14 protein-coding genes and 1 pseudogene are annotated in these 15,049 nt (G+C 62.0%); 5 read left to right on the top strand and 10 right to left on the bottom strand.

The window, feature by feature from the left end:
* Window positions 1-14: 14 nt before the first annotated feature.
* Window positions 15-725, bottom strand: a complete 711-nt coding sequence (locus tag AC0L3S_RS33675) for a glutathione S-transferase family protein (RefSeq protein ID WP_473284040.1) — start codon at window positions 723-725, stop codon at window positions 15-17.
* A 109-nt stretch (window positions 726-834) separates the two neighbouring features.
* Here AC0L3S_RS33675 and AC0L3S_RS33670 point away from each other — a divergent pair, with 109 nt between their 5' ends.
* Complete coding sequence (locus tag AC0L3S_RS33670; protein ID WP_473284038.1) at window positions 835-1,206, top strand: winged helix-turn-helix transcriptional regulator; 372 nt, start codon at window positions 835-837, stop codon at window positions 1,204-1,206.
* Window positions 1,207-1,342: 136 nt separating this feature from the next.
* Here AC0L3S_RS33670 and AC0L3S_RS33665 read toward each other — a convergent pair whose 3' ends face one another.
* The 5 genes from AC0L3S_RS33665 to AC0L3S_RS33645 form a co-directional block, all read right to left on the bottom strand.
* A complete protein-coding gene (locus AC0L3S_RS33665) occupies window positions 1,343-2,185 on the bottom strand; it encodes a CarD family transcriptional regulator (protein WP_473284036.1) in 843 nt (280 codons plus the stop codon).
* A 344-nt stretch (window positions 2,186-2,529) separates the two neighbouring features.
* Window positions 2,530-2,868, bottom strand: a complete 339-nt coding sequence (gene fdxA, locus AC0L3S_RS33660) for a ferredoxin FdxA (protein WP_275172752.1) — start codon at window positions 2,866-2,868, stop codon at window positions 2,530-2,532.
* A gap of 132 nt (window positions 2,869-3,000) precedes the next feature.
* The gene (locus tag AC0L3S_RS33655; protein WP_473284074.1) at window positions 3,001-3,270 is read right to left on the bottom strand and encodes an RNA-binding S4 domain-containing protein; all 270 of its coding nucleotides are present in this window, start codon (window positions 3,268-3,270) and stop codon (window positions 3,001-3,003) included.
* A 22-nt stretch (window positions 3,271-3,292) separates the two neighbouring features.
* Window positions 3,293-6,700 carry a helicase-related protein gene (locus AC0L3S_RS33650; protein WP_473284034.1) on the bottom strand — a complete coding sequence of 1,136 codons (3,408 nt, stop codon included), beginning with the start codon at window positions 6,698-6,700 and terminating at the stop codon, window positions 3,293-3,295.
* Between the two features lie 634 nt (window positions 6,701-7,334).
* Window positions 7,335-8,144 carry a DUF3108 domain-containing protein gene (locus tag AC0L3S_RS33645; protein ID WP_473284032.1) on the bottom strand — a complete coding sequence of 270 codons (810 nt, stop codon included), beginning with the start codon at window positions 8,142-8,144 and terminating at the stop codon, window positions 7,335-7,337.
* Between the two features lie 605 nt (window positions 8,145-8,749).
* On the opposite strand from AC0L3S_RS33645, the gene rpmB reads away from it, so the two are divergent.
* The gene (gene rpmB / locus AC0L3S_RS33640; RefSeq protein ID WP_026232426.1) at window positions 8,750-9,061 is read left to right on the top strand and encodes a 50S ribosomal protein L28; all 312 of its coding nucleotides are present in this window, start codon (window positions 8,750-8,752) and stop codon (window positions 9,059-9,061) included.
* A gap of 179 nt (window positions 9,062-9,240) precedes the next feature.
* Entirely contained in the window at window positions 9,241-12,609 is a 3,369-nt protein-coding gene (locus AC0L3S_RS33635; protein WP_473284030.1) for a hypothetical protein, read from the top strand.
* A 34-nt stretch (window positions 12,610-12,643) separates the two neighbouring features.
* Here the strand turns inward: AC0L3S_RS33635 and AC0L3S_RS33630 are convergent.
* Window positions 12,644-12,748: pseudogene (locus tag AC0L3S_RS33630) on the bottom strand (DUF1488 family protein); the annotation flags it as partial.
* 194 nt (window positions 12,749-12,942) lie between these two features.
* Between AC0L3S_RS33630 and AC0L3S_RS33625 the strand changes: the two are divergent.
* Window positions 12,943-13,323, top strand: a complete 381-nt coding sequence (locus AC0L3S_RS33625) for a hypothetical protein (protein WP_473284028.1) — start codon at window positions 12,943-12,945, stop codon at window positions 13,321-13,323.
* Between the two features lie 15 nt (window positions 13,324-13,338).
* Here AC0L3S_RS33625 and AC0L3S_RS33620 read toward each other — a convergent pair whose 3' ends face one another.
* From AC0L3S_RS33620 to AC0L3S_RS33610, 3 genes are all read right to left on the bottom strand, one after another.
* Window positions 13,339-13,617 (bottom strand): DUF1488 family protein, encoded by a 279-nt coding sequence (locus tag AC0L3S_RS33620; RefSeq protein WP_007604598.1) that lies wholly within the window; start codon window positions 13,615-13,617, stop codon window positions 13,339-13,341.
* Between the two features lie 182 nt (window positions 13,618-13,799).
* Window positions 13,800-14,096, bottom strand: a complete 297-nt coding sequence (locus AC0L3S_RS33615; protein ID WP_473265981.1) for a hypothetical protein — start codon at window positions 14,094-14,096, stop codon at window positions 13,800-13,802.
* Between the two features lies 1 nt (window position 14,097).
* Window positions 14,098-14,355, bottom strand: coding sequence for a hypothetical protein (locus AC0L3S_RS33610; protein ID WP_027515171.1), 258 nt, complete (start codon window positions 14,353-14,355; stop codon window positions 14,098-14,100).
* A gap of 358 nt (window positions 14,356-14,713) precedes the next feature.
* Here AC0L3S_RS33610 and AC0L3S_RS33605 point away from each other — a divergent pair, with 358 nt between their 5' ends.
* Window positions 14,714-14,845, top strand: a complete 132-nt coding sequence (locus AC0L3S_RS33605; protein WP_007599247.1) for a hypothetical protein — start codon at window positions 14,714-14,716, stop codon at window positions 14,843-14,845.
* Window positions 14,846-15,049: the final 204 nt, after the last annotated feature.

The raw sequence follows: 15,049 nt of genomic DNA, 5'->3' as shown, positions 1-15,049 counted from the left end.
CTCCGCTCCACTGGTCAGGATTGCTTGCCATATCGCGCGATGACGTCGGCCAGCGCGATATGGCCGGCGCAGGATCCTGCTCCCGGATCACTACTCCCGCTCTCCACGGCCGTGGCGTAGATGACCCCGGGATCGGCCTCGAGCAATTGGCGCAGCGCCGCCAGCTTTGGCCAGCGGCTCCTGTCCGCGACGGCGTGGAAGTCGAGCCAGCGCGCCACACCTGCCAGCAAGGCGTCCGCGAGGGTCGGCCGGTCGGCGAGCAGGAACCTTGCCGGCTCGATCATGCCTTCGAGCTTGTCGTGGCGTTCGATCACCTTTCTCCTTCCGAACTCCCGCAAGGCCGAGCGCATGGCGTCGTCCATCGCCACGCCTTCCATTGCGACCCAAAGCGGCGCGAAGGCACCGGTAAAACCGGTATTCACGAACGCCATCAGCTGATGCATGCGATCGGCTTGCGGCGACAGCGGATCAAAACTTATGCGCCGTTCGGTATCCCTGGCTTCGAGCCAAGCCGCGATCGCCATGGTTTCCGTCAGCACATCGCCCTGGTCGGTTATGAGTGCAGGCGTCTCGTGTCGGGGATTGATCCTGGCGTATGACGGGCTCAGCATCTCGCCCAGCATGTCGACGCGACACAGGCGATATGGCCTGCCAAGCCATTCAAGAGCCGCAACGAGTCCCATGGAGCTTCCCATCGGGAAGCCGTAAAGTAGGATTGGATCCATCGATCTATTCTCCGTGATTTCTGATGATCACGCTGCGCAGCGGTCCCGAACCCTAGTCGCTCGCTCCATCAAGTAAATTGCGAACATTTTTGTAACCTGGAGTCCGCCGATGAAAGATCTCGTTTCGAGATGTCCCATCGAGGAAGTGATGCAGATCCTGAGCGGCCGGTGGCCTACGCTTCTGATCTACTATTTGAAACAGGGCACCAAACGGTTCAGCGACTTGCGTCGGGACAATCCGACCATCTCGCACAGGATGCTCGCCCTCGAGCTTCGCAAACTGGAAGACGCCGGTATCGTAACCCGCACGGAATTCGACGGATACCCGTTGAGGGTCGAGTACGATCTGACCGCCGCCGGCCACACGTTGGTGCCGTTGATCGATGCGTTGGGCGCCTGGTGGTCGACGGTTGCGACTGACGCGGACGGAGACGGCCGCGAGACCGGGCGCGGCGCTTCGGGAACCGCATCGCGGGTTTGATCCCGCTCAGGACCGCAGAGGCTCAAAGCAATTCGGCCCGCTGGCCGTCCCGAACCAAGGCGGTCAGCGCCTCCAAAACAAAAAGCCCGGCCGCAAGGCCGGGCTTTTGATTGGTTGCGATGAACGCGCGAGAGGCCTACGCGGCCTCGTCGGCGACCGTGGCGCCGCCATCGGTCTCGTCGCTATCGCCCTCGGCGTCCGCATCGCCTTCACCTTCGGCGGCTTCGGACTTGGCACCAGTGCGGCGCGGGCTCTTGGCGAGCTGGGCCTCGATCTCCTTGACCGCTTCGGTCTCGGTCGAGTGCTGCACCACCGCGATCTCGCGGGAGAGACGGTCGAGCGCGGCTTCATAGAGCTGGCGTTCGCTGTAGGACTGCTCGGGCTGCGACTCGGAGCGATAGAGGTCGCGTACGACTTCCGCGATCGCGACGATGTCGCCCGAATTGATCTTCGCTTCGTATTCCTGGGCGCGGCGCGACCACATGGTGCGCTTGACGCGGGCACGGCCCTTGAGTGTCTCGAGCGCGCGCTTCACCAGCGCGGGCTCGGACAGCTTGCGCATGCCGACATTGGCGACCTTGGCGGTCGGCACGCGCAGCGTCATCTTGTCCTTGATGAAGTTGATGACGAACAGCTCGAGCTTCGCGCCGGCGATCTCCTGCTCCTCGATGGCCAGGATCTGGCCGACGCCGTGAGCGGGATAGACGACGAATTCGTTGGCCTTGAAGCCCTGACGCTGGGTCACGACCTTCTTTTCCTCGACCTTCGGCGCAACAGCCGCGGGCTTCACGGCCGGCTTGGCGGCAGCGACAGGGGCCTTGGCGGGAGCAGCAGCAACAGGAGCCTTCGGCGCGGCGGGCTTGGCAGCGGGAGCCTTGGCAGCGGGCGTCTTTGCAACAGCGGGCTTGGCGGCAGGCTTGGCGGCAACAGGCTTGGCAACGGTCGCTTTCGCGGCCGGCTTGGCAGTCTTGTTAGGCATTGCGCTTCTTTTGTTCTTCGAGGACTTTGCAGCCGGCGCCTTCGTCGCGGTCCGACCCTTGGATGCGCTACGGCTGGCCGCGGCGACTTTCTTGGCGTCCTTATGGGAAGCCTTCGCTGAAGTACTCTTTTTACGCGTTTTCTGTGACACAGCCTGCGCGCGGAAACTGCCACGCCCCTGTTCGACATTTGGTTTCACGGGAACCCAACGGGGCCGACGGGGCTAACCAGGGTTCGGCTCAATGTGCCCAATATAGCACATTTCCCGCAAAAATCAATGATTTAGGGGTCTTAAGGGCTGGTTTTCGGCGATAACGCCGCTAATAGGGTTAAGTTTGACCCGAATTAGTCGCCGGAGCCGGGGTTCGGCGAGAAATACTTGTCGAACTTGCCCTCCATGCCGTCGAAATCCTTGGCGTCGGCAGGTGATTCTTTCTTCTGGGTGATGTTCGGCCAGCTCTTGGCGTAGTCGGCGTTGACCGTGAGCCACTTTTCCAGGCCCGGTTCCGTGTCCGGCTTGATGGCATCGGCGGGGCATTCCGGCTCGCACACGCCGCAATCGATGCACTCGTCAGGATGGATGACGAGCATGTTCTCGCCCTCGTAGAAACAATCGACCGGGCAGACCTCGACGCAGTCGGTGTACTTGCACTTGATGCACGCTTCAGTGACGACGTAAGTCATCCAACGCTCCGAAAAGCTCTTTTAAAAGTCGCGGCTTGCGTAGCGCGGATGGCCCGGCGCCGCAAGCTCAGGAACGGCCGATCATGACGGCTTTATGCGCTAGATCGACCAAGAAATGAATTCAAAGCGCAATTAATTGCGCTGAGAATTCGGATGGCCTTCACCGAGCTCTTCGTAGAGCACACGGGCCGAGGCGGCATCGCCGCGGCGCTCGTTGAAGGCGGTGACTTTCAGGACGCGCACGGTGCGATCGAGCGCGACGGTGAGCACGTCGCCGATCTTGATCGCATGCCCCGGCGATTTCTCGCGTGCGCCGTTGACGCGAACATGGCCGGACTCGACAAGCTCGGCGGCGGAGGTGCGCGCCTTCACCACCCGCGCGTGCCACAGCCATTTGTCGATGCGCTGCCGCTCGGTCGTGGGCTCACTCCTTGCGGCCGGACAGCTGCTCCTTCAGCGCAGCGAGTTTTGCGAAGGGCGAGTTCGGATCGACCGGACGATCGCGCTCGCGCGGAGTGGCGCTCGATGCGTAGGGGCGCAGCGAGGGTCCGCCCTGGCGGTCGCGGCCCTTGTCGCGGTCGCGGCCACGGTTGTCGCGACCCTTGTCGCGATCGCCGCCGAACTTGCCCTTGTTACGATCGCGATCCTTGTTGTCGCGGTCTTTGCCCTCGAAGCGACGGTTCTTGTCGTCGCGCGCCTCGGGACGCGGCGCGGCTTCAGCGCCACCTTCGCGCGGCTTGCGGAAGTCTCTGCCACCATCGCGACGATGACCACCGCCATGGCGATGGCGCTCACCGCGCTTCTCGCCGTCGGCGGCAGGCTGGGCTTCGCCTTCGGCAGGAGCAGTGCCGGCTTCAGCAGCCGCCTGCGGACGCGGCTGGTGATGACGCTGGTTGCGATGACGCTCGTGGCGCGGCTTGCGATCGTCGTGACGGCCGGCGGGACGCCAGACCTCGATGAGCTCAGGCTCGGCGGGCGTGGCCGCGGCCTCCACGGGTGCTGCCGCATCGGCCGACGCAGCGGCTTCGGTTGCAGCAGTCTCTGCAGGCGCGGTTTCGGCGGGGACAGCTTCAGCGGGAGCGGTTTCAGCAGCTTCAACGGCTGCCGCAGCCTCTTCCGCAGGTGGCGCGATGCCGGGAGCGTCTTCCGGCGTGACGGAAGCCTCCAGCGCCGGCTCGTCCTGCGCGGGCTCGTCGTGCTGCTCCATGCCCGGCGCGTCTTCGACGGTCACAGGCTCGGCGGCAGCTTCGATCGCGGTGTCCGCGGGCGCTGCGGCGTCCTCGACCGGTGTTTCGGTTGTGGGCGTTTCTTCGCTGGGGGCTTCAGCAGCAGGCGCCTCGGCAACAGCCGTGGCAGGCTTCGCCGGCAGCGGCGGGCGCTTGTCCATGCGATAGCCGAGCGCACGCAGCACGGATGCAAAGTCTTCGCCGGCCGAACCGGTGAGCGAGGTCATCGCCTGCGTCACGACAAAGCTGCGGCCGTCGAACGCACCGGCGGGCTTTTCGCCGGACGCGTTCTCGCGCCAGGCCAGCGCCGGACGGATCAGATCGGCCAGGCGCTCCAGGATGTCGACGCGCACGGCGCGCTCGCCGGCCTGCTTGTAGCCGAGCACGCGATAGGCATCGCGCGGCAGCTGCTTGTCGACCGGGAACGAGGTGCGGCCGGAGCTTGCCAGATGCTGCGCACCCGATAGCGCGGAGGGATCGACATTGTCCTGCTTCAGCGCCCACAGCAGTGCGGCCAGCGCACGCCCGGCCGGCTTGAGCAGGCCGGGGAAATAGAGGTGATAGGCGCCGAAGCGGACGCCGTATTTGCGCAAGGTCGCGCGCGAGGGCTGGTCGAGGTCCTTCAGCTCGTTGGCGATCTTCGGGCGCTCCAGCACGCCGAGCGCCTCGACGAGCTGATAGGCGATGCCGCGGGCGATGCCGGTGACGTCCTCGGCCTTGCTGAGCTCGAACAGCGGCCCGAGCAGCTTTTCGATATGCGTCTTGAGCCAGAGGTCGAGCCGGGCCTGCACCTTGTCGCGGGGGGCGCCGGTGAGGCGTTCGTCGGAGATGATGCGGATGCGCGGATGCAGCGCGTCCTCTGCGGCAGACAGCCGCGCCACGGCGTCGCCGGTCCAGCGGATGATGCCTTCCGAGGTCAGCACGAACTGCTCGTCCGGTGCATTGCCCAGTTTTTCGGCGCGCGCGTTGATCTCGCCGGCGAGCACGGCCTGCGCTGCAGCCTGCAACGCTTTCGCATCGGAGCCGGCTTCCGCCGCATCCGGTGCAAAGGTGAAGCCATCGAGGCGGCCGATGACATGGCCTTCGACGATGACTTCGCCGGTCTTGCCGATTTCCGTATTCAAGCTCGTGTTCTCCCGCAGGCGGCGCATCAATACACTGGTCCGGCGATCAACGAAACGCTCAGTCAAGCGTTCATGGAGCGCATCCGATAATTTATTTTCGACCTCGCGGGCGATTCCCTGCCAGCGTTCGGGGTCTTTCAGCCAGTCGGGGCGGTTGGCGACGAAGGTCCAGGTGCGAATCTGCGCGATCCGGGCCGACAGCGTGTCGATATCGCCGTCGACGCGGTCGGCCTGGTCGATCTGGGTCCTGAACCAGGCGTCGGGGATGCATCCCTTGCGCATCAGGAAGCCGTAGAGCGTCGTCACCAGTTCGGCATGGGCGGCCGGCGACAGCTTCCGATAGTCCGGGACCTGGCAGGCCTCCCACAGCCGTTCCACGGCGTCCTTGCCATGCGCGACATCGCGCACCTCGGCGTCGCGGGCGGCGTGGTCGAGCACGCGCATGTCCTCGGCGATCGGCGCGCGCGTCAGCGCCTCGTGCCCGGGGGCCAGGTTCAGCGACACCTGGAGCGCGCCGAGGGAAGCAAAATCCAGCTTCGAATTGCGCCATTGCAAAACCTTCACGGGATCGAAGGTGTGGTTCTGCAGCGCATTGACGAGCTCGGGCTCGAACGGCGCGCAGCGGCCGGTGGTGCCGAAGGTGCCGTTGCGGGTGGCGCGGCCGGCGCGGCCGGCGATCTGGCCGAATTCGGACGGGGTCAGGCGGCGGAACTGGTAGCCGTCGAACTTGCGGTCGGAGGCGAAGGCGACGTGGTCGACGTCGAGATTGAGGCCCATGCCGACGGCGTCGGTGGCGACGAGGTAATCGACCTCGCCGTTCTGGAACATCGCGACCTGCGCGTTGCGGGTGCGCGGCGACAGCGAGCCCAGCACCACGGCGGCACCGCCATGCTGGCGGCGGATCAGCTCGGCGATGGCGTAGACCTCGTCGGCCGAGAAGGCGACAATCGCGGTGCGGCGCGGCTGCCGCGTGATCTTGCGGTCGCCGGCGAATTCGAGCTGCGACAAACGCGGCCGCGTGATCATGGAGACGCCCGGCAGCAGCCGCTCGATGATCGGGCGCATGGTCGCAGCGCCCAAGAGCAGCGTCTCGTCGCGACCGCGACGGTTGAGGATGCGATCGGTGAAGACGTGGCCGCGTTCGAGGTCAGAGGCGATCTGCACCTCGTCGACGGCGAGGAACGAGACGTCGAGATCCCGCGGCATCGCCTCGACGGTCGAAACCCAGTAGCGCGGCGCTTTCGGCTTGATCTTCTCCTCGCCGGTCACGAGCGCGACGGCATCGGGACCGACCCTTGCTGCGATCTTGTTGTAGACCTCGCGCGCCAGCAGGCGCAGCGGCAGCCCGATCATGCCGGAGGGATGCGCGAGCATCCGCTCGATGGCGAGATGGGTCTTGCCGGTGTTGGTGGGACCAAGCACCGCAGTGACGCCGGCGCCGGGAAGCCGCTCGGAAGCGAAGGGGGAGGAGGAAAAAGGCATCTGGGGGATTAGGTAATGGCGATTGGGGCGAATGTCAGTGCTGTTTTGGGGCGCTGGCGCGAAGGGCTCGGAAGACACCTCGCCCCGCTTGCGGGGAGAGGTCGGCGAGAAGCGCCGGGTGAGGGGGCTCTCCGCGAATCCGTCTGTCACCGCTTCCGTGGCAGCAGCCCCTCACCCCAACCCTCTCCCCGTAAGAACGGGGCGAGGGGGACGAGAGAGCTTCCCAAATCCCGCGCAACTGTCTCACTTTGCGACGCTTTTCCCGTTGGCTTTAAGCTTCGGAACGAGTTGAGAACGAATCGCGGCCGAATCGCTGACTCCCCCTTGAGTCCTGTTCCGTTCACGCAAGATGTCGCGGGAGGCTTATTGGGTTTGCACTAGATGGAGTTTTGGCCTGCCGCACAAGCGACGTTTCGATGGCGGAATCGTTAAAGCTGGGGACGGCGCGGAGTCGAATCAGAATCGGGGAGGAGTCAAATGGATTCCCGCTCCTAGAGCCCCTCCAAACAAGAAGCGCGAAAACAACCCCATGCACAGTAGGCATGTCATTGAAATAGAAGGACTTTCATGCGGGCCATTCCGGGGCGCGCGGAGCGCGAGCCCGGAATGACGGCGGTGGGTGCGGCGGCAGCCCCTACTGCGTCTTCGCGACCCTGGGCGGCTGGGCCGTGGTGACGAAGCTCGTCGCTTCCAGCATGGCCGGCCCGAGCGGGGTCGGCACTTTCAGCCAGAACGGAACCAGGATGCGCGTTCCCGCGATCGGGGCGAACGCGACCTCGATGTTGCGCTGGGCGGCGAGATATTTGATCACGGGACGGTCGGGGATGTAGCCGGCGATGGGCACGAAATACAGCGAGCAGACCACGACCTGGCCGTGATAGCCCTTCTCCGCCTTGACGTTTTCCATGCGCTTGAAATCGAGCTTGAGCTCGTAGCGCATGCGGCCGTCGAACACGGCGGCGCTGCCGTGGCAGGCGTCCGCCGACAGCACGTCGCCGCTGCCGGATACGCGCACCAGCGAGGCCGTCATCGGGTCCCAGACGCCGCGGCGATGCGCGTCGGTGACGACGATGCGGTCGGGATCGACCGGCGGCTCCGGCAGGATGGCAAAATCCTTCACATTGCCCTTGTCGAGCGTGATGCGGATCTCTTCGGTCTTCTTCGAGGTGGTGGTGGAGGCCTGGTAGCCGGTCGCGACCAGCGCGCCGTTGACCACGCGGCCCTGCGAAGCGCCGGTGCCGGACCCGCCCGCGAACGATTTCAGCAGCCCCGAGGTGCCGCCGGAGGCCGCGGCCGCGAACACGTCGTCCTGGATGTCGATGTTCCAGGCGCCTCGGCCGACGGGAATGCCCGCCAGCGTCGCCTCGTATTGCGCCTCGAGCTTGCCCTGCGCCGCCGCGGGCTCCGCCGCCCACGCCAAAACCAGCCCGAAAAGGGCCGCCATGACCCATCGGCCGGCGGAGCGCGGATTGCTCGCGCGCAGCTCCGTTGAGCACAGCTCTTTTGGGCGCAGGCTCGGCGCAAGATGAGGCGTTGTGAGCACGAAACAATCCAATCGGGGCGCGAACGGTTGTTACTTAAGCCAAAAACCGCGCCAAGCAATGCGTCCGGGCCTATCGGCGTCCGGAACTCCACTGCACTCTTCGGGCGCGAATACGCCCTTTATGTGATGGTAAGGCGCGATAATCATTGCCGTTTTGGTGATCCGGGCGGGTCAGAACCGCGCACCTCACCCCGCTGCCTCTTCCCCCTCGCCCCGCTTGCGGGGAGAGGGTCGGGGTGAGGGGGGCTCTCCTGGGGGGAGGTGAGAATTGAGTACACTCAACCCACAGCGCCCTCGCGGAGACTCCCCCTCACCCGGAATCCGCGCTAATCGCGCGCATTCCGGCCTCTCCCCGCAGGCGGGGAGAGGCGAAAACAGCAGCCAAAACCTTGACGTCCCGCCGCTTCCCCCCTATACGTCCGCCCGCTCCCTGCAAGGACAGAGAATTTGCCCGTGGCGCCCCGAATGGCGGCCGCACATCGTTGGGAAAGATTGAGGATTTTACCATGTCTCGCCGCTGCGAATTGACGGCCAAGGGCCCCCAGGTCGGCCACACGGTCAGCCACTCCAACATCAAGACCAAGCGCCGCTTCCTGCCGAACCTGGTCAACGTGACCTTCATCAGCGAAGCGCTGGGCCGCAACGTGCGCCTGCGCGTCTCCACCAACGCGATCAAGAGCGTCGACCACAATGGCGGCCTCGATCCCTTCCTGCTCAAGGCCAAGGCCGCCGTGCTGTCGCCGCGCGCCCTCGAGCTGAAGCGCGCCATCCAGAAGAAGGTCGGCCCGACTCCCGCGCCGGAGAAGAAGGCGAGCTAAGAATTTTCGAATTGAGCGAGGGCTTGCGTCGCGAGGCGTAGGTTTAGCTGGATAGAGTTTGCAGTGCGGCCGGATCGGAAGATCCGGTCGTTTTTGTTTTAAGCGATCGACTCGACTAACATATACCTCTGGTTGGGCGCCCGCCGTTTGGACAAGCCACCATCTCGGAGGTCGCAGACTTGGAAGATGGAACGGAATCATCTGGTCTCACCGACGAGCAATCGGCTACCGATCTTCTTATTCGGCAGTTGCTTGGTACTGCGATTGCGGACCGATACGCAGATTTCTGTCGCCTAGCCAGTGGTACTTTGCCTCTCGCTGTGTCGCGACCCTTAGCGGGTCACGCACTTCGCGAGCTCGACTCATTGATACGGCATGTGCTTGCCGTTCCTATGGAAGCCAAAGCACCGGACGATCCAGAGCAAAGGAAACTACGCCGCAAGGCGCAGCAGATGCTCAAGGATATAGGTTACGACGAACCTGCTGTTCAACGAGCAGTAGGCGCGCTGAAGCCGAAGCACAGTCATAGAAGCCAGATTCAAAGGATTTCCGAGCGCCTAGGCCTCGCTCCGGATGGAGACATCGCGAACCTTTGGATTTCCCTCAATGACGCGTTCGGCCGAGTCCATGAGCGGTCATTTCATGAAAGCTTAAGGGTCGATGACACGTTCCGCGCGCAATACGCGCATCGCTTCGACACCGTTATCCGCCAACTCTTGATCCAGCTACAGAGCCGCTATACCGCACTAATGCAAAGGACTAAGGAAATTGCGGGCATGTCTCCGGCCCAAGGCATCAAACTTTTCATCAGCGAAATCCCCGGCGCAGTTCAGCTTCATAGCTACTTCTACGAAAACTTACAGTCTGAGGATTGGCTACCCTGGCTAGCCAAGGAAGGTCTACTGGCCGAGCCGCTCCCCGATTCTCAAGCAGAAAATCTTCTTCGCCTCTGGACGTGGCCCGTCGGTCGTTACCTTGTCCGAATGGCCGCTTCGCCTCGCACGCCTGCGCGAATGGCCGTTAGCGACGCAATCCGGTCCCTCCGATCTTCCGACAATCCCGACGTTCACCGCTTTGGCATCGAAGTCGTCGAGACGCTGCCAGCAAGTGAATCGGCAGAACTCGTCGAAATAATATGCAATTGGCTCACGTTAACTCGCTCGCACTTCTTGCTGCCTCCGCAAAAGCTCATCGCAACGTTAGCCGGTGGAGGCTACGCAGAATCAGCTTTACGGCTGGTGCAGTCGCTGTTTCGAGTATTCGAGGACAACGGCAAACTTGCCGCTCTGTTCGATGAAACGATGTATGAGCACTACATCAATGAAGCGGTCACGCATCTCACAAAATCCGCGCCCCTTAAGAGTCTTCCCGTTTTCTGCGAAATATTACTGCAGGCATCGCTACTTGAACGAAGATTAAAGGGCCTCGATGAAGAGGATTATACTTATTATTTCTCAGGCTCATTTGCAGAGCAATCGTCTGGCCACGGCATTCATGGCGCTCTCATAGCTTGCATTGCGAGACTCGCTAGAGCTGCAATCAATACAGATCCTCGTTCAGCGACTCGAGTTCATGACATTTTTGGGAAGTACAAGGGGCGTATTTATAAGCGAATGCAACTTTATGCCTTAGCGTTAGCTCCTCAAGAAGCGGCGGAACTCGCAGAATCATACTTGATAGATATTACCCTACTGGATTCGGGCTGGTGCAAAGAAGAGTACGCAGCACTTGCTGCGGCATGGTTTCCGTCTCTCTCATTTGCCAAGCAAAAGATTATACTTGATGCAATCGACGCTATCCCTGCGAAATTCGTCGACCGGTGGAAAGAGCTATATGAGCAGCGGGAAGGAGCACCTCCCACAAAGGAGGATGAACGCCGATATTGGGCAATTTCGATTCGCGACCTTGTCTGGGATTGGAAGGATGCGCTCCCGCCGGACCGTCGCAAAGTGCTCGACGAGATTGCCAGCGAATTCGGCGACCCTAATTCCTGGCGAAATGCGCAGTACAGTCAGGAGAACAGTCCATTAAGCCGCAGCTCGATCCAAGCGCAACCACTCGATGAGACAGTTGCCTATCTATCCTTATGGCTCCCTGACCCCGGCCTGCAGGAGCATACCATCAGCGCGCTTTCGAACGAACTGCGTGAGTCTGCGGCCGCAGACCCGGCATTGTTCACTAACAACGCTGAAAAGTTTAGCCGCTTAAGACCACTGTTCATTAGACGAATGCTGGAGGGCGTTAGCCAGCCTGCAGCAAACGGCTCCAACATCAACTGGCATCAATTGCAAGCGCTCGCGGTTGTCGTACTTGAGCGATCAAAGACACCGATCGATGGAAGCAACATTATTCCCGGAGACGATCCTGATTGGTCACTAACCTTAGGCGCGATCGTAGATGTTATGGCAACGCGCCTGCGCCGTGGCATCCAAGCTGCGGAGTTTGAAGAAGATGAAGTTGTCCAGCCGCTAGTACTTGCACTGTTTGACAGGATAGCGGAGCTTCCTAAGCCTGGCGACCAACGTTTCGATCCTAAACACGGCTATTTTTCCGCACATCAGACGAACTATGGAGGGTCTATTGAGCTCTGCGTCTTGCTGCTTTTCTTTTTGAGCAAGGCCCCATTGATTCAGGAAAGCTGCACACAACGTGAGATTCTAGCGAACAATCCGAAGATCCGCAAAATTTTTGACACTGTACTAGAAGATCAATCTGCGCTTGGCCGCATTCCAAGAGCAATATTTGGGCGTCACCTCGGAACCCTGTTTCACTTTGGGGAAACTTGGGTGCGCGAACAATTGCCGAATTTATTCCCTTCTCACGACAGGGAGCTTCGTTCAGCAACGTGGACCGCTCACGTTCAGCATGACTCTGGACCGATTGGACCACTAACTCCTGAGCTGATTTATTGTTACAAAGAGCATCTCGCTCGCTTAGACCTCTCCATCAACGCAGAGACAAGCGACAATCGCTTCTCCGAATACCTGATGGTGCTTTATCTATGGGACAAGCTTCCTGAGGAACTGTTGAAGCAATTTTGGGATTTTGCACCAATGGCCCTTAGGCGACACGCAATGTGGTTTATGGGCCGCCAGCTCGCCGGTTCGAACGAGGAATACAAATCTCGCGCCGCCTCATACTGGGATCGCCGTCTACAGATGGCGACACAGGCCAACGATCCGTCCCAATATCGTAAGGAGCTTGGAACACTAGGCCAGTGGTTCCTTTGGGGTGTCGAGCACTCTTGGCTGATGGATCAACTCTTGACGATGCTGCAGGCTGGCTTTGCTCCTAACGATGGGCTCGGCATCATCGACAAGCTAGCTGAGCATACGCCCGACAGCATTGATCGTGTGGTCGAAATCATCCGAGCGTTAGTGCAGTGCCACGAAATAGACCCTTGGATATTGGCATCCCAATCGGATGCTCTTAGAAAAATACTCGTTCATGGCAAGAAATCTAGCGCCGTGAGAACTCGGGAAGGGGTTAGCGAGACAATAAGTTTCCTGTGTTCTCGTGGGAATACGGCCTTTCTCGATCTGGCTTAAGTGCCCCACACGATTGATTGTCCAATAGGACCTGTCCCCGAAAATCAATACTCCGCAGCACGATCCCCCACGGCGTGCCTTCGAACTCCGTGACCTGATACTTGCGTTCGACGCAGGACTCGATGCCCTCGCGCAGGCGATCTCCTTAGGGCTTTCCTACCGAGGGAACCTGACGTTCATGCAACGTGGCGATGATTCAAGGCTCAGAATTGTCGATCCATCACTTATCGCCTAAAACGACTGCTACCCCGTAGTGCTACTAGCTAAGCCAAGGTCTTATTGATCTCCCGCACTGGTTGCGCTTTTGTGCAACTTTCCGGGGGGATTCTTCTAATGCGTAATTTGGGCGTGGCGGTCCTTGCGGCCGCACTTGCTGGCTGCGCGTCGTCTTCATCTGACATCTCGGCGGCTTACGTTTCGCCGGTGCAGTATCAGCAGTACAATTGCCAACAGCTCGCGCTTGAGGCGCAGTCGGTATCCGCTAGAGCCGCGACCCTTTCCGGCGTTCAAGACAGCCAGCGCACCAAGGACCAGGTCGCGACGGGCGTTGCCGTCGTTGTGTTCTGGCCCGCGGCGTTCCTGGTCGGCGGCGACAAACAGGCTGCGGCCGAACTGGCGCAGATGAAGGGACAATTGATCGCGGTCGAACAGGCCTCGATCGCAAAGAAGTGCAACATTCAATTCCAGGGCAAACCCCAGGAGCCGCCGAAGTAGGCGTCCTCGCGCGCCCTACCCCCGAAAATCAATGCTCCGCAGCACGATCCCCGGCGGGGTGCCTTCGAACTCCGTTGCCTGATATTTGCGTCCGGTGCAGGCTTCGATGCGCTCGCGCAGGCGGGTGAACTGCTCTTCGCGCTCGCTGGGCCTGGCGCGCGGGCCGCGCTCGAGGTCGTCCATGGCGGAGGTCGAGATCGCGCAGGCGATCTCCTTACTGCCGTCCTGCATCGAGAACTGGACGATGCCGCGGTCCTGGTCGTGGGCGATGAAGCGGCTGCTGGTGAGTGTCATGGGGTACTCCTTTGGCGTCCGCGCGGCGTGCAATTGCGCACCGGGGCGTCGGTCAGCCTTCGAAGCAGGCTGTGGCACAAGCTTGCACAACAACTGACTTCGGTGGTTATGGGTCCTGGCTTTCGCCAGGACGACGCCTGTGTTTGCGAGCGCTGCGCTATCGCGCCACGAGTTGCTCGCCTTCAGCCGTCGCCGTTGAGCCTTGCGAAATCGTCGAACAGCGCGGCCACCAGCGCGCGGTGGCGGGTGTCCTCGGCGGGCAGGCTGGCGGCATAGAGGTTGAGCAGATGGCGGGCCTTCACGGCGGCCTCCGGCCAGGACGTGGCGGGCACCGACATCATGCGGTTTTCGAGCTCGGCCTCGCGCTCGCGCAGCTCCCTGACCTGGGCCTCGACATCGGCCAGCGCGCGGCGCAGATCGGTTGCCTTCTGGGCGGCCATGCCGCGGTGGCTGTCGAGGTCGACCGGGACGTCAGTCATTTCAGGCACTCGCGTCGATACGTTGGGCATCCGCCAGGTCGACCGAGCCGATCGACAGCATCTCCGTCGCACCGCGCACGCCTTCGGAGGGCACCGTGATCATGGTGGCGACGCGGCGATAGGACGCGAACGACAGGCCCTCGATCATCTCCTCGTCGGTGACGACCTCATAGGCGCCGGCCGGCAATTCGCGTTCGAGGCCGCGGATGTGGAATGGATGCTTGAAGGTGATGGTTTCTCGCCGCGAGCGGATGGTCATGCGCGCCTGCCTTTCGCAAAGAAGGAGCCCCAACCGACGCCAGCTGGTCGCGACCATGCGCTCCTTGCGCGGCAATAGCCAGCCTTATGTCAGCGCGGGCGGGCACTTGGGCGGCAAGCGCGGCGCTCGCGCGCGGCGTTTTAGTCCTCGCCATCGGCAGGGCGCGGGCGTACGCTCGACCACGTCAGCGCAGCTCACGCAATTGCCGCGCGTCGATGTTGCGCTGCATCTTTCGCGCCTCGTGTGCGCGGCGGCGATCTTCAATGGCTGGGGCAGATGCATCTCGTAGCCCGCCAGCGACCATTGCAGCGCCGATCTCGCACGCGGACGAACTCGAAACCCAGGAGGAGACGAAATCATGGCCAAGGGACAACAACGCAGCAACCGCGAGACCAAGAAGCCGAAGAAAGACAAGATCAAGACCAGCGCCGCAGCGCCGAGCCGCAAGGATGCCGCGTGGCAGCCGGAGATCGGCCAGAAGAAGAAGTAGCGGGGCGGCGGATAGAGGGCGGGTTCGCGCTGTTTTCCCTTCTCCCCTTGCGGGAGAAGGTGGCATAGGCGGCCTTCGGCCGCCGTTCTTGAAAACGCCGATGCTTCGCATCGGCTATGGCGCCGGATGAGCGACTATCTCTGTTGTCAAGTTGCATTGGCGTAGGCGGTGCGCGCATCGCGTGCCTTGGCGTTGAGGCGGACC

Source organism: Bradyrhizobium sp. Ken01, assembly GCF_055807355.1.
This window is presented reverse-complemented; position numbering and strand designations above follow the sequence as displayed.